Origin of the sequence: Thioclava sp. GXIMD4216, assembly GCF_037949285.1 — a bacterium.
Classification (GTDB): Bacteria; Pseudomonadota; Alphaproteobacteria; order Rhodobacterales; family Rhodobacteraceae; genus Thioclava; species Thioclava litoralis.
In genome coordinates this window covers 2699785-2724516 of sequence record NZ_CP149926.1, presented here as the reverse complement: position 1 = coordinate 2724516, position 24732 = coordinate 2699785, and the positions used below count along the sequence as shown (strand labels likewise).

Annotated in this window: 26 protein-coding genes; 17 read left to right on the top strand and 9 right to left on the bottom strand. The window is 61.1% G+C overall.

What is annotated here, in order from left to right:
• Positions 1 to 526: 526 nt before the first annotated feature.
• Complete coding sequence (locus WDB88_RS13345; protein WP_339108160.1) at positions 527 to 2422, bottom strand: propionyl-CoA synthetase; 1896 nt, start codon at positions 2420 to 2422, stop codon at positions 527 to 529.
• 246 nt (positions 2423 to 2668) lie between these two features.
• Complete coding sequence (locus WDB88_RS13340; RefSeq protein WP_339108159.1) at positions 2669 to 4945, bottom strand: NADP-dependent malic enzyme; 2277 nt, start codon at positions 4943 to 4945, stop codon at positions 2669 to 2671.
• Between the two features lie 249 nt (positions 4946 to 5194).
• Between WDB88_RS13340 and WDB88_RS13335 the strand changes: the two genes are divergently transcribed.
• From WDB88_RS13335 to WDB88_RS13315, 5 genes are all read left to right on the top strand, one after another.
• Positions 5195 to 5587, top strand: a complete 393-nt coding sequence (locus WDB88_RS13335) for a cytidine deaminase (RefSeq protein ID WP_339108158.1) — start codon at positions 5195 to 5197, stop codon at positions 5585 to 5587.
• The gene (locus WDB88_RS13330; protein ID WP_339108157.1) at positions 5587 to 6894 is read left to right on the top strand and encodes a thymidine phosphorylase; all 1308 of its coding nucleotides are present in this window, start codon (positions 5587 to 5589) and stop codon (positions 6892 to 6894) included. The genes WDB88_RS13335 and WDB88_RS13330 overlap by 1 nt, the downstream gene beginning before the upstream one ends.
• The gene (locus WDB88_RS13325) at positions 6894 to 8132 is read left to right on the top strand and encodes a phosphopentomutase (RefSeq protein WP_339108156.1); all 1239 of its coding nucleotides are present in this window, start codon (positions 6894 to 6896) and stop codon (positions 8130 to 8132) included. The genes WDB88_RS13330 and WDB88_RS13325 overlap by 1 nt, the downstream gene beginning before the upstream one ends.
• Positions 8133 to 8188: 56 nt before the next feature.
• Complete coding sequence (gene upp, locus WDB88_RS13320) at positions 8189 to 8821, top strand: uracil phosphoribosyltransferase (protein ID WP_339108155.1); 633 nt, start codon at positions 8189 to 8191, stop codon at positions 8819 to 8821.
• Positions 8822 to 8891: 70 nt separating this feature from the next.
• Entirely contained in the window at positions 8892 to 10406 is a 1515-nt protein-coding gene (locus WDB88_RS13315; RefSeq protein ID WP_339108154.1) for an SPOR domain-containing protein, read from the top strand.
• Positions 10407 to 10516: 110 nt separating this feature from the next.
• Here WDB88_RS13315 and WDB88_RS13310 read toward each other — a convergent pair whose 3' ends face one another.
• Positions 10517 to 11536: a hypothetical protein gene (locus WDB88_RS13310; protein WP_339108153.1), complete on the bottom strand. Its 1020-nt coding sequence runs from the start codon at positions 11534 to 11536 to the stop codon at positions 10517 to 10519.
• A gap of 153 nt (positions 11537 to 11689) precedes the next feature.
• Between WDB88_RS13310 and WDB88_RS13305 the strand changes: the two genes are divergently transcribed.
• Both WDB88_RS13305 and WDB88_RS13300 read left to right on the top strand, forming a co-directional pair.
• Entirely contained in the window at positions 11690 to 12343 is a 654-nt protein-coding gene (locus WDB88_RS13305; protein ID WP_339109541.1) for a sulfotransferase family 2 domain-containing protein, read from the top strand.
• Between the two features lie 199 nt (positions 12344 to 12542).
• A complete protein-coding gene (locus WDB88_RS13300) occupies positions 12543 to 13175 on the top strand; it encodes a Hint domain-containing protein (protein ID WP_339108152.1) in 633 nt (210 codons plus the stop codon).
• Positions 13176 to 13197: 22 nt separating this feature from the next.
• Here the strand turns inward: WDB88_RS13300 and WDB88_RS13295 are convergent, their stop codons facing one another.
• From WDB88_RS13295 to WDB88_RS13280, 4 genes are all read right to left on the bottom strand, one after another.
• On the bottom strand, positions 13198 to 13824 hold the full coding sequence (locus WDB88_RS13295; RefSeq protein WP_339108151.1) for a glutathione S-transferase: 627 nt from the start codon (positions 13822 to 13824) through the stop codon (positions 13198 to 13200).
• 54 nt (positions 13825 to 13878) lie between these two features.
• Entirely contained in the window at positions 13879 to 14091 is a 213-nt protein-coding gene (locus WDB88_RS13290; RefSeq protein ID WP_339108150.1) for a hypothetical protein, read from the bottom strand.
• Between the two features lie 185 nt (positions 14092 to 14276).
• Positions 14277 to 14675, bottom strand: coding sequence for a MerR family DNA-binding transcriptional regulator (locus WDB88_RS13285; protein WP_339108149.1), 399 nt, complete (start codon positions 14673 to 14675; stop codon positions 14277 to 14279).
• A 213-nt stretch (positions 14676 to 14888) separates the two neighbouring features.
• A complete protein-coding gene (locus WDB88_RS13280; RefSeq protein ID WP_339109540.1) occupies positions 14889 to 15257 on the bottom strand; it encodes a MerR family DNA-binding transcriptional regulator in 369 nt (122 codons plus the stop codon).
• 231 nt (positions 15258 to 15488) lie between these two features.
• Between WDB88_RS13280 and WDB88_RS13275 the strand changes: the two genes are divergently transcribed.
• The 3 genes from WDB88_RS13275 to WDB88_RS13265 are packed head-to-tail and all read left to right on the top strand — an operon-like array spanning position 15489 to position 17690.
• Positions 15489 to 15866 (top strand): PaaI family thioesterase, encoded by a 378-nt coding sequence (locus WDB88_RS13275; RefSeq protein ID WP_339108148.1) that lies wholly within the window; start codon positions 15489 to 15491, stop codon positions 15864 to 15866.
• Positions 15863 to 16369, top strand: a complete 507-nt coding sequence (locus WDB88_RS13270) for a PaaI family thioesterase (RefSeq protein ID WP_339108147.1) — start codon at positions 15863 to 15865, stop codon at positions 16367 to 16369. Before WDB88_RS13275 ends, WDB88_RS13270 begins: the two co-directional genes overlap by 4 nt.
• A 13-nt stretch (positions 16370 to 16382) precedes the next feature.
• Positions 16383 to 17690: an MATE family efflux transporter gene (locus WDB88_RS13265; RefSeq protein ID WP_339108146.1), complete on the top strand. Its 1308-nt coding sequence runs from the start codon at positions 16383 to 16385 to the stop codon at positions 17688 to 17690.
• Here the strand turns inward: WDB88_RS13265 and WDB88_RS13260 are convergent.
• Entirely contained in the window at positions 17687 to 18136 is a 450-nt protein-coding gene (locus tag WDB88_RS13260; RefSeq protein WP_339108145.1) for a YqaA family protein, read from the bottom strand. The two genes, WDB88_RS13265 and WDB88_RS13260, sit on opposite strands and share 4 nt — an antisense overlap.
• A gap of 123 nt (positions 18137 to 18259) precedes the next feature.
• Positions 18260 to 18814 (bottom strand): NYN domain-containing protein, encoded by a 555-nt coding sequence (locus WDB88_RS13255; RefSeq protein WP_339108144.1) that lies wholly within the window; start codon positions 18812 to 18814, stop codon positions 18260 to 18262.
• 146 nt (positions 18815 to 18960) lie between these two features.
• Between WDB88_RS13255 and folK the strand changes: the two genes are divergently transcribed.
• The 7 genes from folK to acpS all read left to right on the top strand — a co-directional run bounded on the left by folK (position 18961) and on the right by acpS (position 24701).
• On the top strand, positions 18961 to 19545 hold the full coding sequence (folK, locus tag WDB88_RS13250; protein WP_339108143.1) for a 2-amino-4-hydroxy-6-hydroxymethyldihydropteridine diphosphokinase: 585 nt from the start codon (positions 18961 to 18963) through the stop codon (positions 19543 to 19545).
• Positions 19546 to 19618: 73 nt separating this feature from the next.
• Positions 19619 to 19981 carry a DNA-directed RNA polymerase subunit omega gene (rpoZ, locus tag WDB88_RS13245; protein ID WP_339108142.1) on the top strand — a complete coding sequence of 121 codons (363 nt, stop codon included), beginning with the start codon at positions 19619 to 19621 and terminating at the stop codon, positions 19979 to 19981.
• A 35-nt stretch (positions 19982 to 20016) separates the two neighbouring features.
• Complete coding sequence (locus WDB88_RS13240) at positions 20017 to 22134, top strand: bifunctional (p)ppGpp synthetase/guanosine-3',5'-bis(diphosphate) 3'-pyrophosphohydrolase (RefSeq protein ID WP_339108141.1); 2118 nt, start codon at positions 20017 to 20019, stop codon at positions 22132 to 22134.
• A gap of 97 nt (positions 22135 to 22231) precedes the next feature.
• The gene (locus WDB88_RS13235) at positions 22232 to 22969 is read left to right on the top strand and encodes a DUF2062 domain-containing protein (protein WP_339108140.1); all 738 of its coding nucleotides are present in this window, start codon (positions 22232 to 22234) and stop codon (positions 22967 to 22969) included.
• An 86-nt stretch (positions 22970 to 23055) separates the two neighbouring features.
• Positions 23056 to 23799 carry a pyridoxine 5'-phosphate synthase gene (locus WDB88_RS13230; protein ID WP_339108139.1) on the top strand — a complete coding sequence of 248 codons (744 nt, stop codon included), beginning with the start codon at positions 23056 to 23058 and terminating at the stop codon, positions 23797 to 23799.
• 24 nt (positions 23800 to 23823) lie between these two features.
• The gene (locus WDB88_RS13225; RefSeq protein WP_339108138.1) at positions 23824 to 24279 is read left to right on the top strand and encodes an ABZJ_00895 family protein; all 456 of its coding nucleotides are present in this window, start codon (positions 23824 to 23826) and stop codon (positions 24277 to 24279) included.
• Positions 24276 to 24701, top strand: a complete 426-nt coding sequence (gene acpS, locus WDB88_RS13220) for a holo-ACP synthase (protein WP_339108137.1) — start codon at positions 24276 to 24278, stop codon at positions 24699 to 24701. The genes WDB88_RS13225 and acpS overlap by 4 nt, the downstream gene beginning before the upstream one ends.
• Positions 24702 to 24732: the final 31 nt, after the last annotated feature.

Here is a 24732-nt window from a genome sequence, read left to right as displayed (position 1 = left end):
GGGGCTGTTCGGAGGGCGGCATATCTGTCGTGAGATGTCGAGTCGACGCGGCAGGGGCCGCTTTCCCGACATGGGTCAGCGCGGGCTGCGTAAAACGAGGGCGACTGGAAAGGGGCCGTTGCAGGTGAAGCCGTTGGTCGAACACGGCTGCGTCCATCCCGTCTGCTTCATCATGACACCCCAAGGTTTTATAATCGGTTCTATATTTCAAACGCTGCCAGCGCCGCTTTCCGGCGGCCCGATGGTGTTTTTGCGTATGGGGAATGCCATGCCACATCCTTTGCGAGCCGTGCTTGGCACGGTTCGCGGCCTGATTCCCGCGCAGGCCTTGCGGCTGCGGCAAAGAGGGGGGGCAAGGAAGCGTTTCTGAACTGGCTCGATGTGTCATCTGTGTGCGAACAAAAGAATCTGTTCTACACGTCGTAACGGAAAGGTCTTTGAAAACAGTTACTAATCAAGGAAGCTGAATATTTTCGCCAAGGCGAGGGGCTTTGGCGCAGGGCGCGCCAAAGCCGGTTTGTCCGTATCAGGCCGATTTCGGCAGCCCCAAGACGTGCAGCGCCTCGGCAATTTCGGTCAGCACCGAAGGGTCGTCGATGGTGGCAGGCACATTATAGGGCATGCCATCGGCAATCTTGACCATCGTGGCCCGCAAGATCTTGCCGGAGCGCGTCTTCGGCAGCCGGTCCACCACGCAGGCGGTCTTGAAGGCGGCAACGGGGCCGATCTTGTCCCGCACCAGACCGAGACATTCGCGGATGATCTCGCCATGGGGGCGCGTGCACCCCGCGTTCAGGCACAAAAAGCCCAGCGGCATCTGGCCCTTCAGCGCATCCGATACCCCGACCACCGCACATTCCGCCACGTCGGGATGGGAGGCCAGAACCTCTTCCATCGCACCGGTGGACAAACGGTGGCCCGCCACGTTGATCACGTCATCCGTGCGCGCCATGATATAGACATAGCCGTCCTCGTCGATATAGCCCGCATCGCCGGTTTCGTAATAGCCGGGGAAGTGGTCCAGATAGCTCTTGCGGAAACGTTCTTCGGCATTCCAAAGCGTGGGCAATGTTCCGGGCGGCAGCGGCAGCTTGATTGCGATCGCGCCCAGCTCGCCTTGCGGCAGCGGGTTGCCCTCGTCATCCAGAATATGGATGTCATAGCCCGGCATCGGGACCGAGGGGCTGCCCAGTTTGGTCGGCAGGGTCTCGATCCCGATCGGATTCGCGGCAATCGCCCAGCCGGTTTCGGTCTGCCACCAGTGATCGACCACCGGCACGCCAAGATGTTTCTGCGCCCATTCCACCGTGGCCGGATCGGCACGTTCGCCCGCAAGGAACAGGGCTTGCAGGTCATGCAGTTTGTAGCGGCGGATCCATTCCCCATCGGGGTCTTCGCGGCGAATGGCCCGCAAGGCCGTCGGGGCGGTGAAGAAGCTCTTAATACGCTGGTTCTGGATGATGCGCCAGAATACGCCCGGATGCGGGGTGCCCACCGGCTTGCCCTCGAAGACCACCGTGGTGGCGCCCGCCAGAAGCGGCCCGTAGCAGATATAGCTGTGGCCCACGACCCAGCCCACATCGGACGCCGCCCAGAAACGGTCGCCTGCTTCGATGTTGTAGATGTTTTTCATCGTCCATTGCAGGGCGACAAGATGGCCGCCCGTTGCACGGATAACCCCTTTGGGTTGGCCGGTCGTGCCGGAGGTATAAAGGATATAGGCGGGGTGGTTGCCCTCCACCGGAACGCATTCCGCCGGTTTGGCACCATACTGGAAACCGTGCCAGTTGAAATCGCGCCCTTCGATCAGCTTGGCGACCTCTTGTTCGCGTTGCAAGATGACACAGAATTCCGGCTTATGGGTCGCCTGCTCGATCGCCTGATCCAGAAGCGGTTTGTAATGGACCACGCGATTGGGTTCGAGGCCGCAACTTGCCGCGATGATCGCCTTGGGGGTGCAGTCATCAATCCGGACGGCCAGTTCGTTGGCGGCAAACCCGCCAAACACGACCGAGTGGATCGCGCCCAGACGGGCCACCGCCAGCATCGCCACAAGGGCTTCGGGGATCATCGGCATATAGATGATGACGCGGTCGCCCTTTTCGACACCACGCATGCGCAGCGCGCCGGCAAGTGACGCGACGCGGTTCTGGAGTTCTTTATAGGTAATGCCTTTGGTGGAATGGGTGATCGGGCTTTCATGCTGGATCGCAATCTGGTCTCCCCGACCGGCTTCGACATGGCGGTCGACCGCGTTCCAGCAGGTGTTCACCATGCCGTCGTTGAACCACTCGTAAATCGGAGCTTTCTCGTCAAAAAGTGCTTTGCTGGGGCGTTTGTCCCAATCGATTGCCTGAGCGGCCTGCATCCAGAACGCATCCGGATTCGCTTTCCAGCCGTCATAGACATCTTTGTAGTTCATGATTTCCTCCTCCTACCTTAGTCTTTGTTAGGGTGAGGAATGAAATCGGGCAATATTGTTACCGCTGAAGCTGCCGGAATGCCGAAAAAATTTGCATATTTCAGCGCATCAACGGGGCAATAGTTTGCAAATGCAGCCTCGCGGTAGGGTTTAATCGCAGAATTTGAATAAGTTTGCAAAAATCTGGCAAAAAATAAGCGGGGAGTCTTGCGACACCCCGCTCTATGGTCTGGCTTGACAAGGTGCCTAGCTGTAATGCGCCACCGGTGTTCCCGCGATGGCCGACATGTTCAACAGGCCGCGCGTGGTGATGGATGGCGTGACGATATGGGCCTTGTTGCCCATCCCCATCAGAAGCGGGCCGACTTCAAGGCCATTCGCTTTCATTTTAAGGATGTTGCGCACACCCGATGCGGCATCGGTATTGGCGAAGACCAGAATATTCGCCGAGCCTTTCAGCCGCGAACCGGGCAGAAGGCGGTCACGGACGGTTTCGTCCAGTGCCGCATCCACATGCATTTCGCCTTCGAAGCAGAAGTCCACTTCGCGCGCTTCCAGCAGGTTCATCGCCTCGCGCATGCGCTGCCCCGAGTCGGTGTCGAGATTGCCGAACTGGCTATGCGAGCACAGGGCGATCTTGGGCTCCAGACCGAAGCGCCGCACGTGACGGGCCGCGCCAATCGCGGTTTCCATGATTTGCATCGGCGTCGGCATGTGGTGCACATGGGTGTCGGCAATGAACAGCGGCTCGTCCTCGAGGATCATCAGCGACAACGCCCCGACCGGATGCAGCCCCCCGCGCGCCAGAATCTCGCGCACATATTTCAGGTGCCAGCCGAACTGGCCGAAGGTGCCGCAGATCATCGAGTCGGCTTCGTTGCGATGCACCATCACCCCCGCAATCGCGGTGGTATTGGTGCGCATGATGGCCCGTGCCAGATCGGGGGTGATGCCGCGTCGTGCCATGATATCGTGATAGGTGCCCCAGTAATCGCGGTAACGCGGGTCGTTTTCGGGGTTCACGATCTCGGTCTGGTTGAGATCCAGCGTCAGCCCTGCGCGCTCGCAGCGCATCTGCATCACATCCGGACGCCCGATCAGGATCGGCGTATCGGTGGTTTCCTCGATCATCGCCTGAGCGGCGCGCAGCACGCGCTCGTCCTCGCCCTCGGCAAAGACGATCCGGCGCGAGGCCTGTGCGGCGGCCTCGAAGACCGGACGCATCAGCAGGGCGGATTTGAAGACCGACCCGTCGAGCTTTTGCTTATAGGCTTTGATGTCGGGCAGCGGGCGCTCGGCGACGCCGGTTTCCATCGCGGCACCGGCCACGGCGGTGGCGACGATCCCCATCAGGCGCGGATCGAACGGTTTCGGGATCAGGTAATCCGGCCCGAAGGTCAGTTTTTCTCCCTGATAGGCGGCTGCCGCCTCGGCAGAGGTGGTGATGCGCGCCAGTTCCGCGATGCCTTCGACGCAGGCGATCTTCATCGCGTCATTGATCTCGGTCGCCCCCACATCCAGCGCACCGCGGAAGATGAAGGGGAAACAGAGCACGTTATTGACCTGATTGGGATAATCCGACCGGCCCGTGGCCATGATCGCATCGGGCGCCACGTCGCGCACCTCTTCGGGCATGATCTCGGGGGTCGGGTTGGCCAGCGCAAGGATGATCGGCTGCTTGGTCATGCGGCTGACCATTTCGGCCTTGAGAACGCCCGGACCGGAAAGCCCAAGGAACAGATCCGCCCCGTCGATCACCTGATCCAGTGTGCGCAGATCGGAGGCCTGCGCATAGGCCGCCTTATGCGGGTTCATGTCTTCCTGACGGCCTTCATAGACCAGCCCGTTCAGGTCGCAGAGCCAGACATTCTCTCGCTTCACGCCAAGCTTGAGCAGCATGTTCAGGCAGGCGATCCCCGCTGCACCGCCGCCGGTCGAGACGATCTTGATGTCTTCGAATTTCTTGCCCGCAATTTTCAGCGCGTTGGTCACGGCAGCCCCGACCACGATCGCCGTGCCGTGCTGGTCGTCGTGGAAGACCGGAATATTCATCCGCTCGCGGCAGATTTTTTCGACGATGAAACAGTCGGGGGCCTTGATGTCTTCAAGGTTGATCGCGCCGAAGGTGGGCTCCATCGCGCAGACGATATCGGCCAGTTTCTCGGGATCGGATTCGTTCAGTTCGATATCGAAACAGTCGATATTGGCGAATTTCTTGAACAGGACGGCCTTGCCTTCCATCACCGGTTTCGAGGCAAGCGCCCCGATATTGCCCAACCCCAGCACGGCGGTGCCGTTCGAGACCACCGCCACGAGGTTGCCGCGTGCGGTATAACGGGCGGCGTCACGCGGTTCGGCCTTGATTTCAAGGCAGGCCTCTGCCACGCCGGGGCTATAGGCGCGGCTGAGGTCGCGACCGTTCGCCATCGGCTTGGTCGCGCGGATCTCCAGCTTACCGGGTTTGGGGAATTCGTGATAGTCGAGCGCCGGATGGCGCGGCTTGTCGGACCGGATGTCTTCCATTCTTGCCTCCGATGAGAGTTGGTTTGGTATTAAACTATTTCTTTTGCGGTGGAAATGGCTGCAATGCTCCTTTGTCGGGCTTATACTCGGCTGTCTATCACTTCGCTGTGCGTCGCGTGATGGCCTAGGGGGAGGGTGCAGGGGGAAGATGCGGGCCGAAACGCCAGCCCTTGCATCGCTGCCACGCTCGGCGCAGACTCCGTGAAACGATGCCCTTGAACGATGCCTGCCTGAGCCGGAGATTATACCATGTCGCTCCTTGATGCTGCCCGTAATGTCCGGGAAAATGCCTATGCTCCCTATTCCAGATTTAAGGTCGGGGCGGCAATCCGCTCGGTCTCGGGGGCCGTTTATGTTGGGGCGAATGTCGAGAATGTCGCCTATCCCGAAGGCACCTGCGCCGAGGCGGGCGCGATTGCGGCCATGATCGCGGCAGGCGAGACGGAACTGGCCGAGGTTGCGGTAATCGCCGACAGCCCGACACCGGTGCCGCCCTGTGGCGGCTGTCGTCAGAAACTGGCCGAATTCGGCAGCATGACCACACCTGTCACGCTTGCGACCCTGTCCGGCAAAGAACTGCGGACCACGATTGGCGAACTGCTGCCGGGCCAATTCGACAAGAGCCATATGGACAACGCCTGATGGATGCGCGGCGGGTGATCGAGGCCGTTCGCGATGGCGAGGGTCTGAGCGTGGAAATGGCCGAGTGGTTCACGCGCGGGCTGGTCGATGGGTCGGTCGGGGATGCGCAGGCCGGAGCCTTCGCGATGGCGGTGTTGTGTCGCGGGGTCGGGGAGGCAGGGCGCGTGGCGCTGACCGAGGCAATGCGCGACAGTGGCAAGGTCATGCGCTGGGATCTGGGCGGGCCGGTGGTGGACAAACATTCGACCGGTGGCGTGGGCGATTGCACCTCGCTGCTCTTGGCGCCCGCACTGGCGGCCTGCGGGGCCTATGTGCCGATGATCTCGGGGCGGGGGCTGGGCCATACGGGGGGCACGCTGGACAAGCTGGAAGCCATTCCGGGCTATAGCGTCAATCCCGACGAGGAAAGCTTCCGCGATCTGGTGGCCGCAGTGGGCTGTGCCATCGTGGGGGCCAATGACCGGATCGCCCCCGCCGACAAGCGGCTTTACGCGATCCGCGATATTTCCGGAACTGTGGAGAGTATCGATCTGATCACAGCCTCGATCCTGTCGAAGAAACTTGCGGTGGGTCTGGATGCGCTGGTGCTGGATGTGAAGACCGGCTCGGGGGCGTTTATGGCGGGGCAGGATCAGGCCGTGGCGCTGGCGCGGGCCTTGGTGGATACGGCCAATGGGGCAGGGTGCAAGACCTCGGCGCTGATCACCGATATGAACCAGCCGCTCTGTTTTGCGGCGGGCAACGCGCTCGAGATCATCGAAGTCATGCAGACCCTGACCGGCTCGCAGGTCAACGAGGCGCTCTGGGATGTGGTCTCGGCGCTCGGGGGCGAGGCGCTGATGCTTGCGGGGCTTGCCCGCACCGCCGAGGATGGCGCGGCGCGGATTGATCAGGCGCTGGAAAGCGGGCGTGCGGCAGAGGTATTCGGCCGGATGGTGGCAGGGCTTGGCGGGCCGATTGATTTTGTCGAGCATTATCTCGACCGTCTGCCCTCCGTGCCTGTCATGCGCCCCGTGCCCGCGCCGAGGCGTGGATATGTGGCAGCGATCGACACACGGGCCTTGGGCGAGGTCGTGGTGCATCTGGGCGGTGGGCGGTTGCGCGCCGGTGACAGGATCAATCCCGGTGTCGGGCTGTCCAGTCTTGCAATGATCGGCGAGGACCGCGAACCGAACGAGCCGCTGGCGATGGTCCATGCCCTGAATGCCGAGGCCGCCGAGCGTGCGATTGCCCGTGTGCAGGCGGCCTATCACCTTGCGGAGGGCGCGCCCGAAGAGCCGCCCCTGATCCATGAGAGGATCGTCTGATGTCACGTGCGTTTCTGATTGTCATGGACAGTGTCGGCATTGGCGGAGCACGCGATGCCGCGTCCTTCTTCAATGACGGTCGGCCCGATACGGGTGCCAATACCGTGGCCCATATCGCGCAGGCCTGCGCCGAGGGCCGTGCCGAAGAGGGGCGCAGCGGTTTTCTGCATATGCCCGCGCTGGACCGCTTGGGGCTCGGGGCGGCGGTGCGTCTGGCCTCGGGCGCGGCGACGCCGGGGCTGGAGGCGGTGCCAGAAGGGGCGTGGGGGGCGGCCAACGAGGTCTCGAAGGGCAAGGATACGCCCTCGGGCCATTGGGAGCTTGCCGGTGTGCCCGTGCCGTGGGACTGGGGATATTTCCCCGACAGGCAGAACAGCTTTCCCCCCGATCTGGTCGCATTCGTGGCGCAGGCTGCGGGCACGGACGGTCTTTTGGGAAACTGCCATGCCTCGGGGACCAATATCATCGAGGAATTGGGGGATGCGCATATCCGCAGCGGCTGGCCGATTTGCTATACATCCGTGGATAGCGTGTTCCAGATCGCCGCGCATGAGACGCATTTCGGGCTCGACCGGCTGTTGCAGCTGTGTCAGGACATCGCCCCCCGCCTGCATGCGATGAAAATCGGGCGGGTCATCGCGCGCCCCTTCACGGGCGAGAACGGGCAGTTCCTCCGGACCCCGAACCGGCGTGATTTCGCGATCGAACCGCCCGCGCCCACGCTTCTGGACTGGGCCTATGAGGCAGGGCGCGTGACCCATGCCATCGGCAAGATCGGCGATATCTTCAGCCATCGCGGCATTACCCATCTGCATAAGGGCAAGGGGGATGCCGATCTGATGGAGCATCTCCTGCGGCTGGGGGCGGAGGCCGAAGACGGCAGCCTGACCTTTGCCAATTTCGTCGAGTTTGACAGCCTTTGGGGGCATCGCCGCAATGTGTCGGGCTATGCGCGTGCGCTGGAATGGTTCGACCAGGGGGTCGCGCGTTTTCTCAAGACGCTGCGTCCAGGTGATCTGGCGATTTTCACCGCCGATCATGGCAATGATCCGACATGGGCCGGCACGGACCACACCCGCGAACGGGTGCCGGTGCTGGCCGCCGGTCTGGGGGCGGCACGGCTGGGACAGTTGGCCTTTGTCGACGTGGCCGCCACGCTTGCCGCGCATCTGGGCGTTCCTGCGCAAGGGGCGGGGCGGAGTTTTCTAACTCAAACCGGCCTGAAGGCCGTGCTGTAGCCGCACGCTGGGCCGCCGATATCATCCACAGGGAACACCATAAGAAGGAGAGGCCAATGGGCCAGCATCTCACCATCGTTGATCATCCGCTTGTCAAACACAAGCTGACGCTCATGCGGAAGGTCGACACCTCGACCGCATCCTTTCGCCAGCTCCTGCGCGAGATCAGCCTGCTTCTGGCCTATGAGGTCACGCGCGATCTGGAACTGACCTCGGTCACCATCCAGACACCGCTGCAGCCGATGGAGGCCCCGATCCTCGAGGGCAAGAAGCTGGCGCTTGTGTCGATCCTGCGGGCAGGCAACGGGCTGCTGGATGGCATCCTCGAACTGATCCCCGCCGCGCGTGTGGGTTTTGTGGGCATGTATCGCGACCCCGAAACGCTACAGCCGGTGGAATATTACTCGAAGCTGCCCAATCTTCTGGAAGAGCGGATGACCATCGTGGTCGATCCGATGCTGGCCACGGGGAATTCCTCGGTGGCCGCTATCGATCTGGTCAAGAAAAAGGGCGCGAAAAACATCATTTTCCTGTGCCTTCTGGCCGCCCCCGAAGGGGTTGCGCGGATGAAAGAGGCCCATCCCGACGTGCCGATTGTCACAGCCGCGCTGGACGAGTGCCTGAACGATCATGGCTATATCGTGCCGGGGCTAGGGGATGCGGGTGACCGTATCTTTGGCACCAAATAAGCCATTTGGGTGCTTTACTTGCGGCGCGTCCTGATTCATCTTTAGGTAACTTCTATTCCGGGGATGGTATATGCGTATGGGCCGCTGGTTAACGAGCACTCTGATCCTTGCGGTTCTGGGGACAACCGGAGCCGCTTTCGCACAGGATGGCGCCCCTTCGGAACTGCCGCCTGCCTCGTTCAAGGGGCGGCAATATGTGGACAGTCAGGGCTGTGTCTTCGTGCGGGGGGGCTTTGGCAATGCGGTGCGCTGGGTGCCGCGGGTCAACCGTGACCGTACGCCGGTATGCAATTACAAACCCACATTCGGTGGCAGCGAGAAGGTACTGGATATCGCCAAATCCGTGCCGGAAGCCCCGAGCGCGCCCGCAGCCCCTGTCGCGCCTGTCCCGCCCAAGGCCAGCGTTGTTGCCGCGGCCCCCAAACCCAGCCCGAAAGCCGATGCGCTTGCAGGCTATTCCGACGGGAATGCGCTGCATCGGGCTTTGACCGGCGCTCCGATGCGGACCATCGCCCTGACCACGACGCCGCCGAAAATCGGCCTGTCGGCGGCCAAGGTCCAGACCATTCCGACAGCCGGTGCCGTGCGCACGGCCCCTGTGGCGATGCCGGTCGCACCGGTCGCGCCAAGCACGGCAGTGGCGGCGCAGGGCTATGTCTCGCCCTATATGGTGGAGGGAGCGGCCGCGGCTGTGACGATTGCCAGCACCGAAATTCTGTCCGGTCAGGCGACGAACTGCCCCAATCGCCCCGCACAGGCGACGCGCTACCGTCTGAGCGACGGGCGCAGTGTCCTACGGTGCGGTGCGCCTGCACAGGATCCGGCGGCGTTTATCAATACCGCCAATATCGGCAATCTGACGATCCGGCCCGCCGCGTCGACGGGCGGCTACCAGTCACCCTATGTGGCAGGCGGTGTGGCGCCGGCGCCAGTTTCGGTGGCAGGCAATGGTCGGGCCAGGGTCAACCATAACGTCACCCGACTGCCTGCGGCGATGCCTGTGGCGGCACCCGTGACGGTCTCGCCACAGCAGGCCTATGCGGCCAGCTCGCCCTATGCCATCCCGCGGGAAGTCTATGTGAAAACGCCCAATGCGCCTGTCAGCCTTGCGCCGGTGGCCATTGCAACGTCCAATTCCAACGGCTACGCGCCGGCCTTCGATGATGGACGCCTGAACCCGTTCCGTGGGCCGCGCAGTCGCAGCGGGGACGCGCAGATGCAGCAGCTTTGGGACGATTCCGTGCCTGCCAAGCTGATCCGCTATCCCGTAAGTGGGGCTGCCGTGCCCGCGCAGACGGTTCAGGTCTCGGTCTCGTCGAAATCGCCGTCTGCGCAGGCCTCTGCACCCGCCTCTTCGCGGGCGGTGGCGCCGTCGGGCCGGTTCGTTCAGGTGGGCACCTATGCCGAGGCCTCGAATGCCGAGGCTGCCAAGGCCCGCCTGCGCGCGCGTGGTCTGCCGGTGGCGGCCAGCCGGACGGCCAAAGGTCTGGTTGTGGTCTATGCCGGACCCTTCGACAGGGCGGCCCTTGCGGGGGCTTTGGGAACGGCGCGCCGCGCGGGCTTTGCCGACGCCTATATCCGCTAGGCACCGGACACCCGTTTCAGGACGTCCAGAGCCGGTCCGGAGAAGGGCCGGCTTCTTTTATGGCGGAGAGGCCCGGTCAGGGGGACGCGATCAGGGGGACGCGGTCAGGGTTACTCGGTGGTGCAGATGTCCTGCAACGCGACCCATTGGCCGTCCTCCAGAAGGGGCGCCGGTGCGGGCGCGCCCTTGAACGGATCGGCTTCGATCAATGGCAGGACCTTCTCGCCCGAAGGGTCAACCGCATAGGCATAGGGGGTCGAAGAGACGCCGACGCTTTCGAATTCTTTCAGAAGCGGAGGGATCTGGGGCAAGGGTTGCGACTGCTCAAGGATCACTCCGTCATATCCGGTGAGGTCATCCTTATCCAGAGCTCCCGTGGTCAGCAGGCGGAAGGCGGCACGAATGCCCGCCCAGTCCAGCAGGCTGCGCAGCGGATCATGTTCCTGTGCATAGACCTTCGCGGCCAGCACAGAGCCTACCGCCACTTCGGGTGTGTCATAATTGTTGAGCATATCCTGCCCCATCACGACGATACCACCCGGCAACCATCGCACCCCGTTGATGCCTTTGGGCAGAACGGCAATGCCCGAAACACCCGGAATGCGCGCGCTCAGGCGGCGCAGCGCGTCATTGCCTGCCTCACCGCCGCAGGGTGCCCCCGTTTTGCGGACCAGATCGCGCAGGATATGCTGGCCGATCTCGTGGCGGGTCGGGGCCGGAGCCACACCTGCGGCATGGCTGATCAGGGCGCTTGGCAGCCAGAACACCGCCGCCCCAACCACTGCAACCGCCAGCGTGACATACAAGATCCCCCGCAGCCGTCCGGGATGGGGCATGCGCGAGGCAATCACATGATGCACCCGCTCGATGGCCTCGACCAATGTGTCGTCGTCAATCTCCAGCCGCTCTTCGGTGTCTTCGGTGGGCGCGTAAAGGGCAGGGCGCTTGCCGGGGTTGAGCCGGACCACAGCGGGCAGGGACCAATGCGCGATAAAGCGGGAGTCCTTGATATCCGAAAGTACGATCGAGGCACGCCCGAAGGACACCACGACTTCTTGCGCGGGCGCATCGGAGGTTTGCATCCAGCGGCCAGTGGCCTCCAGGCGATCATATTTCGGTAGGGAAACCATCTGCTACGTTTCTGTTTTTGTCATTTTGTCCGAAGATAAACGAAAGGGATGCAGGGTCAATCGAATGCAGCTCTGGGCTGTGTTCGAACCGTCTTGGGCGGGCGGATGGAAATCCGATTGCTGGCAGGGGGCAGTTTGCGCCATTATGCAGGGATGATCGTTTCACATGGCCGCCGCTATATTTTCGTGCATATCCCCAAGACCGGCGGCACGGCGCTGGCCTTGGCGCTTGAGGCGCGGGCGATGGCGCAGGATCTGATGCTGGGGGATACGCCCAAAGCGCAGAGGCGGCGCAAACGTCTTGCCGGTATCTCCACTGCGGGCCGCAAGTGGAAACATACGACGCTGGCGGACGGGATCGGCCTTTATACAGCGCAGCAGGCGCACAGCTATTTCACCTTCACGCTGGTGCGCAATCCGTGGGACCGGCTGGTGAGCTATTACCACTGGCTACAGGATCAGGCGTTCGCGCATCCGGCGGTGCAATCGGCGCAGCAGCATGATTTCCGCAGTTTCCTGTCCTTGCCGCATATCCAGCGCAGCCTGTCCGCGCATCCCTATACAAGCTATATGCAGTTGCCGGATGGCGAGGTCTGTTGTCGGGCATTTCTGCGGCTCGAGCATCTTGCCGAGGATATTGCCCCTCTGGAGGCGCATCTGGGATTTGCCCTCAGCCCGTTGCCCGTGGCCAATTCCTCGCGGCGGCGACGCGATTACCGCAGCTATTACGACAGCGCGCTGGCCGAATTGGTCGGGCAGGTCTGCGCGGCGGATATCGCGCGCTTCGGCTATCGCTTCGAGGATTAGCCACATGCCGGTCGCGGGCAAGTGGCAGGCGGGCGGTTGGCATAATCTGACACTGTCGCTGCCCTTAATTAACCTTAATTGCGCCCCTGATTTTCCATCACGGCAGGGTGAACTGGGCTGGCTCCCTCTTGGTCGGGGCGGTCTTGCGATGGAGATGGTTGTGTTTGGCTTGAAAGCGCGTCGGAATGAGAAAAGCTCTGTGCTGCGGTCTGGCATCGACACCCGCCCCAGTCTGCGACAGATGGTGCCGGTGCCGCAGGATGGCAGAACCGAAGGCATCTGTGCCGGAACGCTGATCCTGACAGAGCTGGGCTGGCGCACGGTGGAATCCCTGCAGGCCGGAGATGCGGTCATGACCTTCGATCACGGCTATCGCCCGGTGCGCAAGATCGCGCGGGGGCTGTCTCTGGCAGGGGGGGCGGACTGTCCGGATCACGGGCATGTCATGCATGTTCCGGTGGCGGCTCTGGGCAATCATAATCCGATGGTGCTGCAACCCGACCAGCATGTGATGATTGAAAGCGATCTGGCCGAAGAGGCGTTTGGCGACCCTTTCGTGCTGGTGCCTGCTGCCGCACTAGAGGGCTATCGCGGCATCAGTGCCGCGCAAAGCGCCCAGAGGCTGTCGGTCTATACGGTGCAATTTGCCGATGACGAGGTGATCTATGTCAACGGGGCGGGGCTTGTGCATTGTGGGGGGCTGTCCAAGATCGGGCTGGAGCAGATGATCGGGGACAGCCTGCCGTCCTACATCTCGCTGCCGGTGCTGGCGGCGCGCGCCGTGGTCGATGCGCTGAAGGAGGCGGACGAGCAATCCGCGCTTCTGGCCTGACACCCGGCACCGCCCCGCCGTCTTACAGCCGGTCTGCCGGAGATCCGGGCATCATGTCATAGGGATGCGCCCAGCCGGGCAGGGCGCGGATCCGGTCCAGCCAGCGCGCGATTGCGGGGTGGGTCTGGGCGCTATAGCCGAAGCCCTCGGGGTAATAGAGATAGGCGCAGCACGCGAAATCCGCGATGGAGGCGCTGCCGCCCACCAGCCAGTCCGATTTGGACAGATGGGTTTCCAGCGTCTGAAGCGCGGCCTGCACCCGCCCCGACAGCCAGTCGATGGCCGCATGCGGGCGTTTTTCTGCCGGAAGGAAATGCATCATAAAGCGCAGCGCCCCGAACTGGCTGGAGCCTTTGTGGTTATCCCAGAACAGCCAGCGCAGCACCTCGTCGCGGTTTTCGCCGCCGAAGCGTCCGGTCTGTTCGGCAATGCGGAGCTGCATCACCCCCGATTGTGCCAGAATTTCGCCTTCCAGATCGAGTACGGGGCATTCGCCCATCTCGTTCAGGGCGCGAAATTCGGGGCGACGGGTCTCGCCGTTGAAGAAATCCACATAGACCGGTTCCCAGTCGAAACCGGAAAGGGTCATCGTCAATGCGGCTTTATAGGCGTTTCCGGATTCCCCGAAACAATAGAGCTTTGCGGTCATGGCATCCTCTGGCCTGCTGGAACGGGTCCAGTATGCGCCCGAATGCCGCGAAGGTCACGCTTTGCGATCTGCCAGTTCGGCCTTGAACAGGCTCAGGCGCGCGGCAAGATTGTCGTCACGAAAGACCGAGCTGAAATTCTCGAAGAGGAAGGTCAGGGCCTCGTCTTGCGACAGCTCCGCGTCCTGCGCAAATCGCTGCAGGCGGCGATAGGCGTCATTGGTCATGGCAACGGGAAAGCGGCGGGTCAGTCGGAGACGTTTGGGCATGGAGATCCTGCGGTTTTCTCCCTTCTAGAGGCAGAATATGGCGGGATTTTGAAGCGCTGGAAGAACGACAACAGGGGGGCTGAGTTTTTGCCAAGAGTGGATTGGCCAAAGCCCCCCTGAGAACAGGCTGCCATGAAAAGGTGGCCGTTTGTCGGAATGGGTTACGAAAGGGATTGCATGAATGGTCAGGCGGCCGAACTTTCGGCGCGACGCGCCTCAAGCCGGTTTTCCCCTGACTCGATCTCTGCACTCAGCTCGTCAATAGCGGTTACAAGATCGTCGCGTTGCTGCTGCATTTCTTCAAGCCGGTTGCGCGCCAGTTTGAGCGTTTCGGTCAGCTGCGTCACCTGATTATCGCCAACGCTGTAAAGATCCAGAAGCTGGCGGATATCTTCGAGACTGAACCCGAACCGTTTGCCGCGCAAGATCAGCTTGAGTCGCGCGCGGTCGCGGCGGGTGAACAGTCGCTTTTGACCCTCTCTTATCGGGAACAGGAGTTCCTTACTTTCGTAGAACCGCAATGTGCGCGGGGTCACCTCGAAGGCGTCGCACATCTCGCGGATCGTCATCACTTCATTTTCCATCCGTGCCTCACACAGTTAATGCACAGGCAGCAGATGAATTTCCACCTATGCGATACTCGATATTTCAAAAGCAGCGCTGGTGGTGCAGCGCAACAATGCCCGACAAGATCGGTAGTAGGTATACATGAAAGGCTTTTTAAAAGGGGTAGATACGGACAAACCACCTATCCGCGATATGCATTCCCAAGCGTAAAAGATCAAGTTGCTTATATGTTACTGGCTCATGGCAAGCGCTTGTTCGCGCAAGTTGCGCAATTCCGATATAGTTTTGTCCAATTCGGCGCGTTGTTTCTCTAATGTGGCTAATTGCCGTTCCGACAGGTCCAAAAACACGCGTAATTGTTCTTCCGTGCCCTCGGTGTCGTAGATCTCCAGCCACTGGCGGAGTTCCTCCAGAGAAAAGCCAAATCTTTTGCCGCGCAGAATGATCGTCATCCGCGCGATTTCTCTTGGGCCATAAAAACGTTTTCGCCCCTCACGTGTGGGGGCGAGCAATTCGATATATTCGTAATATCGCAGGGTCCGAGGGGTGACTTCGAACTTTGCGCACATTTCCTTTAGGTTGAGCATTCGCCTTACCATTCTTCTTTTCGGCGATACGCTAACAGCAATGGCCAGTATTTCAACCGCAATCAATGCGGGAATTCGTTTGGTGCGGCACTTGTGCTGCGGTGACGGCAGGCAGATAGTGTTAGCGTAGAAAGTCGGAGTTAGCACGTGAACACCACAAATAATCTAACAAATGACACGAAAAACGACAGTTTTCTGATGAAATCGTTTTTGGAAGGCCTGCCGCATTGCCGATCTTTGAATATGAAAGTCGTCGATGTGTCCTCGGGTAAGGCCCGTATGGTCTTGCCATATAACGAAAAGTTGATAGGAGATCCCGAAACCGGCGTCATTCATGGCGGGGCTGTTTCGGTGTTGATGGACACCTGCTGTGCCACGGCTGTCATGGCGCATCCCTCGCAGCCCCGAAGCACCGCAACGCTGGATCTGCGGATCGACTATATGCGTCCGGCCAAGCCGGGACAGAGCATTGTTGCCTCTGCAGAGGTCTATCATATCTCGCGCAGCATCGCCTTCGTGCGGGCCGTGGCGCATGATGAAAGCGACGCGTCGGGCGGTGTGCCGGTGGCGCAGGCCACGGCCGCCTTTACCGTCTATCTGCCCGAGGAGGCCAAAGCATGAAAACCCGTCTGTCTCCGGAACCTGTGCAGGTCATCAAGAAACGGCGCGACGAGGCGCTGCGGCAACTGGTGGCGGCGATCCCCTATATCAACTTCCTCGGGGTGGAATTCGACCGTCGTGGCGACGAGCTGACCGCGATCCTGCCGTTCAAGGAAAGCCTGATCGGCGATGCGTCGGTGCCAGCGCTGCATGGCGGGGCAACGGCGGCCTTCATGGAGATTACCGCGATTGTCGGTCTAAGCTGGTCCACCCTCTGGCCGGATTTCGAAACCGGAAAAGTGGCGCTGGACGGGCTGCCCCCCACGCCGAAGACCATCGATATCACGATGGATTATCTGCGTCCGGGCCTGCCGCGCGACGCCTATGCACGCGCCAAGATCACCCGTTCGGGGCGGCGGTATGCCAGTGTGTTTGTCGAAGCTTGGCAGGACAACCGCTTGCGGCCTATCGCGCAGGCGACGGGACATTTCCTGATGCCCGAACCGGCTGATCTGGCCGGCTAAAAGGAGCCTGCCCATGCCGGCTTCGCCCATCACCAACCGCCGTGTCTTGTCCATCGCCGTTCCGGTGGTGATTTCCAATGTGACGGTGCCTTTGCTGGGCCTCGTGGATACGGCGGTTGTCGGGCAGATCGGGCAGGCCGCGCCCATCGGTGCCGTGGGGGTGGGGGCGGTGATCCTGTCGTCGCTCTACTGGATCTTCGGGTTTTTGCGCATGGGTACGACAGGGCTTGTGGCGCAGGCGCATGGGCGGGGGGATGCGGTGGAAACCGCAGCCGGTCTTCTGCGGGCGCTGTTGCTGGCGCTTGTTGCGGGGGGCGGGCTCTGGATCGGGCAGCAGGCGCTGTTCGATCTGGCGTTCCGCCTTGCACCGGCCAGCGCCGAGGTCGAAAGCCTTGCCCGCACCTACCTGTCGATCCGCATCTGGGGCGCGCCTGCGACAATCGGGCTTTACGGGCTGATCGGCTGGTTGATCGCACTAGAACGCACGCGCACCGTTCTTATGATTCAGATTGTGATGAACGCGCTCAATGTGGTGCTGGATCTGGCGTTTGTTCTGGGGCTGGGCTGGGGGATCAAGGGCGTGGCCACGGCCAGCCTGATCTCCGAGATATTGGGCGCGGGGCTGGGTCTGTGGTTTGCGCGCGCAGCCTTCCTTCCCGCAGCCTGTGCGTTGGGCCGTCTGTTTGACCGTGCCGAACTGGGACGGCTGGTGCGGGTCAATACCGATATCATGATCCGCTCGGTTCTGCTGCAGGCCAGTTTCACCACCTTCCTGTTCATTTCGGCGGGGCGCGGGGATGTGGCTCTGGCGGCCAATCAGGTGCTGCTGCAATTCCTGCAGATCACCTCTTTCGCGCTGGACGGTTTTGCCTTCGCGGCAGAAAGCCTTGTGGGGCAGGCCGTCGGGGCGGGGTCGGTGGCGCGGCTACGACGGGCAGGTTGGCTGAACGGGCTCTGGAGCTTTGGTTTCGCCGTCCTTCTGGGGGTGGTCTTTGCCCTGCTCGGACCGCAGATCATCAATCTGATGGCGCGGGCCGAAGAGGTGCGTGCGCTCGCAAAACACTATCTGCCGTGGATGATGGTCATGCCGCTGGCCAGCTTCGGCAGCTATATTCTGGATGGCATTTTTATCGGGGCCACACAGACCCGTGCCATGCGGAATGCGATGATTGTCTCTGTTGCCGTTTATGTGGCGGCGCTGTTCCTGATGGTGCCGCTTTGGGGCAATCATGGCCTCTGGGCGGCATTGATGGTGCTGAACCTGCTGCGTGCGCTCAGCCTCGGGGCGCTTTATCCCCGTCTTGAAGCGCGTATCGTTTAGTTGACGATCTGCATGGCTTGCGCGGTGATCCACGCCACGGCGGCATAGCGGCCGGTTTTTGCCAGAAAGACGATGGGCAGATAAAGCCAGAGCGACATCCGCAGGATGCCTGCGATCAGGCAGATCAGGTCTCCACCCGGGGCCCAGCTAAGAAACAGGATCCATAGGCCCCAACGGTCGAACCAGCGATGGCCGCGGTCAAGCTGCTTCTGGCTGGCGGGAAACCATTTGCGGTCACGCCAGCGGTTGACCTGCCGCCCTATGTAATAGGTGATCAGGGCGCCGAGCGTGTTGCCGATCCCTGCGATCAGGATCATTAATCCGATAGGTGCCGCCTGCGCGGTCTGCATTGCCACAAACACGATTTCGGATTGCGCGGGGATCGGAGTGGCCGCCAGAAGTCCGGAGAAGAACAGGCCGGTCAGGGAGGCGGATAGGTCGAACATAGGGGCTCCGTCGCAGGCATGGTGTGACCCTCGAAAGGGTAATCGTTGGGCCCGAAAAGCAAAACGGGCGATGACAGTGAAATGTCTCGCCCGTCGAACCGGTTCCGTGAGTGATAAAACGGATCAGTTTGAGTCTTCTTCGCGCGGGTCGCGCGGGGGACGGCCAACGACGTCACGCAGGGCGTCAAGCTCGATGAAATTGTCGGCTTGGCGGCGCAGTTCGTCCGCGATCATCGGCGGCTGCGAGCGGATCGTGGACACGACCGATACGCGCACGCCTTGGCGTTGCAGCGCCTCGACCAGGGGCCGGAAATCGCCATCGCCGGAGAACAGGACCGCGTGATCAAGACGCGGAGCAAGCTCCATCGCATTGACGGCCAGTTCGATATCCATGTTGCCCTTCACCTTCCGACGGCCCATGGAATCGGTGTATTCCTTGGCCGGCTTGGTGACCATCGCATACCCGTTGTAATGCAGCCAGTCGACCAGCGGACGGATCGGGGAATATTCTTCGTTCTCGAGCAGCGCGGTATAATAGAAGGCCCGAACAAGCTTGCCGCGGCGTTCAAATTCCTGACGCAACAGCTTGTAGTCGATATCGAACCCGAGCGACTTTGCCGCTGCGTAGAGGTTCGAGCCGTCAATGAACAGCGCAAGCCGTTCGTCTTTGTAGAACATGAAATCAAAATCCTTTCTATTTCACACTCGCTACAACACGGGCATCCAAAGTGGGGCCGGATGCCCAAAACTTCCCTACTCATTATTCGACGCGAGTGATACCGATCTCAGATAGCAATGCAGCTCGGTCATGGGTATCTGTCTAAATGGATAGTAACACGATTATCATCGCCTTCGGGGCCAATATGACATCCACTTTGGGTAGCCCATCTGATGCAATCAGGGAAGCCTTCAAACGGCTCTGCGTTGCGTCATTTCGTCCCGTGGCGATGTCTCGCTTTTATCGGTCGGCGGCCTATCCGGCGGGCAGCGGGCCGGATTTTGTCAACGCCTGTGGACTGTTCCGCGCTTCCGGCAGTCCTACTGACATATTGTATTTACTGCATGAAATCGAAAGCGGTCTTGGCCGTGTGCGGCACGGGCGCTGGATGCCGCGGGTGATCGATATCGACCTGATTGATTGCGGTAACATCATTCATCCGTCCGAGGTGACGTTGCGTCACTGGCGGGATTTGCCCTTCGAAGAGCAGCAAAAAGCCACTCCGGAGCAGTTGATTCTGCCGCATCCGAGGCTTGAGGATCGGGGATTCGTGCTGATTCCCATGCGGGAGATCGTCCCGAACTGGGTGCATCCGCTGACCGGACAGACACTGGAACAGCTTGTCGAGGCGCTTCCAGAATCACAAATTGCCGAGCTTTCCCCGCTTGTGGCCGACGATCTGCGCGAATGAGCGCTTGTCAACCGTGCTGTTTGTCCCTATGTAGGCGGTTCAGACATTCCCCGAGATCCGACTGGAGTGACATATGGCCCGCGTGACGGTTGAAGATTGCGTTGACAAAGTCCCGAACCGTTTCGAACTGGTGATGCTTGCTGCCCATCGTGCACGCGAGATCGCCGCCGGTTCTGCCCTGACGGTTGATCGTGACAACGACAAAAATCCGGTTTGTGCGCTGCGTGAAATCGCGGATGAGACCCAATCCGCAGACGATCTGCGCGAACGTCTTATCGAGGCGAACCAGACCCAGATCGAAGTCGATGAACCCGAAGACGATCAGATGGCCCAGCTTATGGCAGGCGAGCCCGCCTCTGCCGACAAGCCGGCTGATGACGACATGAACGAAGAGCGGATGCTGCGCGCGCTGATGGAAGCGCAGGGCCGCGAATAATCTGATCTGTTGAATGGTATGCGGAACGGGCGTCAATGATCGAAGTCGAAGACCTGATCGCGCTCGTTCGCAACTACAACCCGCATACCGATGACGGGTTGATCCGTAACGCTTATGCTTACGGGCTGAAGATGCATGAAGGGCAGTTCCGCCGCTCGGGCGAGCCCTATTTCACGCATCCTGTCGCCGTTGCCGCGATCCTGACCGAGATGCGTCTGGATGATGCGACGATTGTCACGGCGCTTTTGCATGACACGATCGAAGACACCCGTGCCTCCTATGCCGAGGTCGCGGGGCTTTTCGGGGAACCTATCGCCGAGCTGGTCGATGGTGTGACCAAGCTGACCAACCTGCAACTGTCTTCTTCCGAGACCAAACAGGCGGAAAATTTCCGCAAGCTGTTTATGGCGATGTCGAAGGATCTGCGGGTTATTCTGGTGAAGCTGGCGGACCGTCTGCATAACATGCGCACGATCAAGTCGATGAAGCCGGAAAAGCAGGCCCAGAAAGCCCGCGAAACCATGGAGATCTATGCGCCGCTTGCGGGCCGCATGGGGATGCAGTGGATGCGCGAGGAGCTGGAGGATCTGGCCTTCAAGGTGCTCAACCCCGAGGCGCGCACCTCGATCATCCGCCGCTTTGTCGGGCTGCAGAAAGAGACGGGGGATGTGATCCCCAAGATCTCGGGCGATATCCGTCTGCTGCTGGAAGAGGCCAAGATTGACGCCGATGTGTTCGGTCGGGCCAAGCGTCCCTATTCCATCTGGCGCAAGATGGAAGAGAAGCAGCTGGCCTTCTCGCGCCTGTCCGACATCTACGGGTTCCGCGTGATCACCAAGACCGAGGCCGAATGCTACCGTGTGCTGGGGCTGATCCACCACCGCTGGCGCGCCGTTCCGGGCCGGTTCAAGGATTACATCAGCCAGCCGAAAACCAACGGCTACCGCTCGATCCATACCACGGTGTCGGGCCGTGATGGCAAGCGCGTCGAGGTGCAGATCCGCACCCGCCAGATGCATGAGGTCGCCGAATCGGGGGTGGCCGCGCATTGGGCCTATAAGGATGGCGAGCGGTCCTCGAACCCCTTCGCGGTTGATCCGGCACAATGGATCACCACGCTGACCGAACGCTTCGGGGAGGGGGATCACGAGGAATTCCTCGAGAATGTCAAACTCGAGATGTATTCCGATCAGGTCTTCTGTTTCACGCCCAAAGGCGATGTCGTGAAGCTGCCCAAAGGGGCGACGCCGATCGATTTTGCCTATGCGATCCACACGCGGATCGGCAATTCCTGCGTCGGGGCGAAGGTGGATGGTATCCGTGTGCCGCTCTGGACAAGGCTCAAAAATGGTCAGTCCGTTCAGGTGATTACCGCTTCGGGGCAACGGCCTCAGGCGACGTGGCTAGATATCGTGGGCACCGGTCGGGCGCGTGCGGCTATCCGCAAGTCGCTGCGCGAGGAAGACCGGACACGCTTTGTCAAACTGGGGGCCGAGCTTGCGCGTGTGGCCTTTGAACATGTCGGTCGTAAAGTCACCGATAAGGCGCTGCGCACGGCGGCACGGTCGCTCGGGCTGACCGACGAGACCGAGGTTCTGGCCCGTCTGGGTTCGGCCGAGATTGCCTCGGGCGATGTGATTGGCGTGCTCTATCCCGAGCTTGTGCACCGTCGTGAAGAAACGGTCGAACCGACGCGTGCCGTGATCGGGCTCGGGGCCGACCAGAGCTTTACCCGTGCGGGGTGCTGTCAGCCACTGCCGGGCGAGCGGATCGTGGGGATTACCTATCGCGGTCGCGGGGTCGTGATCCATTCGATCGACTGCCCCGCTTTGGAAGATGTTGAAAGCGAACCCGAACGCTGGGTCGATCTGCATTGGCAGGGGGGGCAACATCCGCCGGTCTATACGGCCTCGCTGAAGGTCACGATTTCCAATGACGCAGGGGTGCTTGGCCATATCTGCACGCTGGTTGGCCAGCAGAGGGCGAATATTTCCGATCTGAATTTTGTTGATCGGAAACCGGACTTTTACTCTTTGATTATAGAGGTGGAGTTGCGGGATATGGAACATCTGCACCGCCTGTTGACCGCGCTTGAAGCGGAAACAGATGTGGCACAGGTGGAACGTTGGCGCGATTTATCGCGCAAACCGTGACGATTGGCGGTTGCGTCTTACCTATAAGAAGGCGTTCATGGGGTCATGAGTGTCCGCATCGGGCGTTTCCTTGCGGATAGAAGGAAGTATTTCAGACGTGTTCAAGCGGCGTGAGAAAAAACCGATCCTGATCGCCGCGCGGGATGCTTTGTGGCCGCGCACGGGATGGTCCCGTGCGTTCCAGTATGTCAAGCACCGCATAAACCGTCTTCCCGACCGTCCCCAGCGCATTGCCCGCGGGATTGCGGCAGGTGTTTTCATCTCGTTTACGCCGTTTTTCGGGCTGCATTTCTTTGGGGCGGCTGCCATTGCGTGGCTGCTGCGCGGCAATATGATCGCCTCCATTCTGGGGACGTTTTTCGGCAATCCTCTGACCTTCCCGATCATCGCGGTTTTCTCGACGCAATTCGGGCGGCTGATTCTCGGGCAGGACCGTCCGCGTCAGGCTTTGGGGCAGGGCGGCTCTATCCTGACCCCCGATCCACAGGCGGCCAGCACGCTGGGCGAGGTTTTCGCGAGGGCAGGCCATGATCTGGTGCATAACTTCTGGGCGCTGTTTACACCTGCGCGACCGGAATGGGGCGGGTTGCACCAGTTTTTCTCCGATGTCTGGCTGCCCTATCTGGTTGGCGGGCTGTTGCCGGGGCTGATTGCGGCGGTGGTCATGTATTACGTCACCCTGCCGTTTATTTCGGCCTATCAGAACCGCCGCCGCGCCAAGCTGAAAGAACGCCTTGAGCAGGCGCGTGCGAAACTGGCGGCGCGCTCGCGCGAACGCAGTGAACGGCGTGTCGCAGGGCGCACGAATGACACGGCTGCCAAGCACGAGGGCTGATCGGCCCATGTCAGATTGGGGTTCAATCTGGCGCATAGACACGCCATACTCTGTGCCGGATGATTGCCTTGAAGGTTGGCCCTGAAATGTCGAAGAAACTACGTCTTGGCGTGAATATCGATCACGTCGCTACAATCCGTAACGCGCGTGGATCGTCCTATCCCAGCCCGGTGCGGGCGGCGAAGCTGGCGGAAGCGGCGGGGGCCGACGGGATTACGGCACATCTGCGCGAAGACCGTCGCCACATCCGCGACAGTGATATCGAAGCTTTGCGGGCCGAACTGAGCACGCCGCTGAATTTCGAAATGGCCCCCACACCCGAGATGCAGGCGATCGCGCTGCGCCATATCCCGCATGCCTGCTGCATTGTGCCCGAAAAGCGCGAAGAGGTCACCACCGAGGGCGGGCTGGATGTGGCCGCGGATCAGGCGCGGCTGACGGAATATGTGAAGCCGCTGGTCGATGCGGGGATCCGTGTGTCGATGTTTATCGGCCACGAACCCGCCCAGATCGAGGCTTCGGCCCGCATCGGCGCGCAGGTGATCGAGCTGCATACGGGCCATTACTGCGATATGCATTTCGCGGGCCGCTTTGACGAACGCGATGCCGAGCTGGAGGCGCTGGCGGCAGGGGCGGCCTATGCGGCCGAGCTGGGCCTGGAGGTTCATGCTGGCCACGGGCTGACCTATGACACGGTTTCGCCGGTGGCCGCGATCAAGCAGATCCGCGAACTGAATATCGGTCATTTCCTTATTGCCGAAGCGGTGTTTCTCGGGCTACGTCCCGCCGTTGAACATATGCGCCACCTGATGGATGCGGCGCGCGGATAAACGAGTTTTTGCGGAAATCATTCAATGAATTATCTACGTTACCTTGCCTGTTTTGTGGGCGTGTCGGTTCTGGCCTCGGTGCTGCTTGCGGTGCTTCGGACGGCTGGTGTGCCGCTTTCGGGGGCGGCTTTCGGTGCGGTGCCGATCCTGGTCGCCGCGATGGTCGAGGGGCAGGGCTTTGCGCGTAAATATCAGCGCAGTCCCCGTGCGGGCGAGGCGTGGGGTTTTGCACTGAAGGCCTTCGTTCTGGTGGCGCTTGTCGAACTGGGGCTGGGCACGCTGGCATGGTTTTTCCTGCCCGGGGCACAGGCGGGCGTTTCTGCTGGGCAACTGCCGTTGTTTCTGGCGATCATTTTCGGGCTGACGTTTCTGCTGGTGGTTCTCATCTCGCGCTTCTTCTTTAGCACCAGTGCGAAGAACTATCTGAAAGCGATGGAGAAAAAGGCGCAGAAGCTGGCCAAGAGACAGGCGAAGGCATGATTATCGGCATCGGCAGCGATCTGGCCAATATCGAGCGTATCCAGAATACGCTCGACCGTTTCGGGGACCGGTTCCGCAATCGCGTTTTTACGCCGGTAGAGCAGGCCAAGGCCGATGCGCGGGCGGATGTGGCGGGCACCTATGCCAAACGCTGGGCCGCGAAAGAGGCCTGTTCCAAGGCGCTTGGCACGGGCTTGCGCATGGGAATTTCGTGGAAGGATATGGCGGTGACAAACCTGACCACCGGCCAGCCCGTGATGGAACTGACCGGCTGGGCCGCCGAACGGCTTTTGCAGATCACGCCTGCCGGTCACGAGGCAGTGATCCATGTGACATTGACGGATGATCATCCTTGGACGCAAGCCTTTGTTGTGATCGAGGCACGGCCTCTTTCCACCCCTTCCGGTGCTGGCCTTTCTTGACAGCGCGCGCGCATCGCGCGAAGGAAGGGCG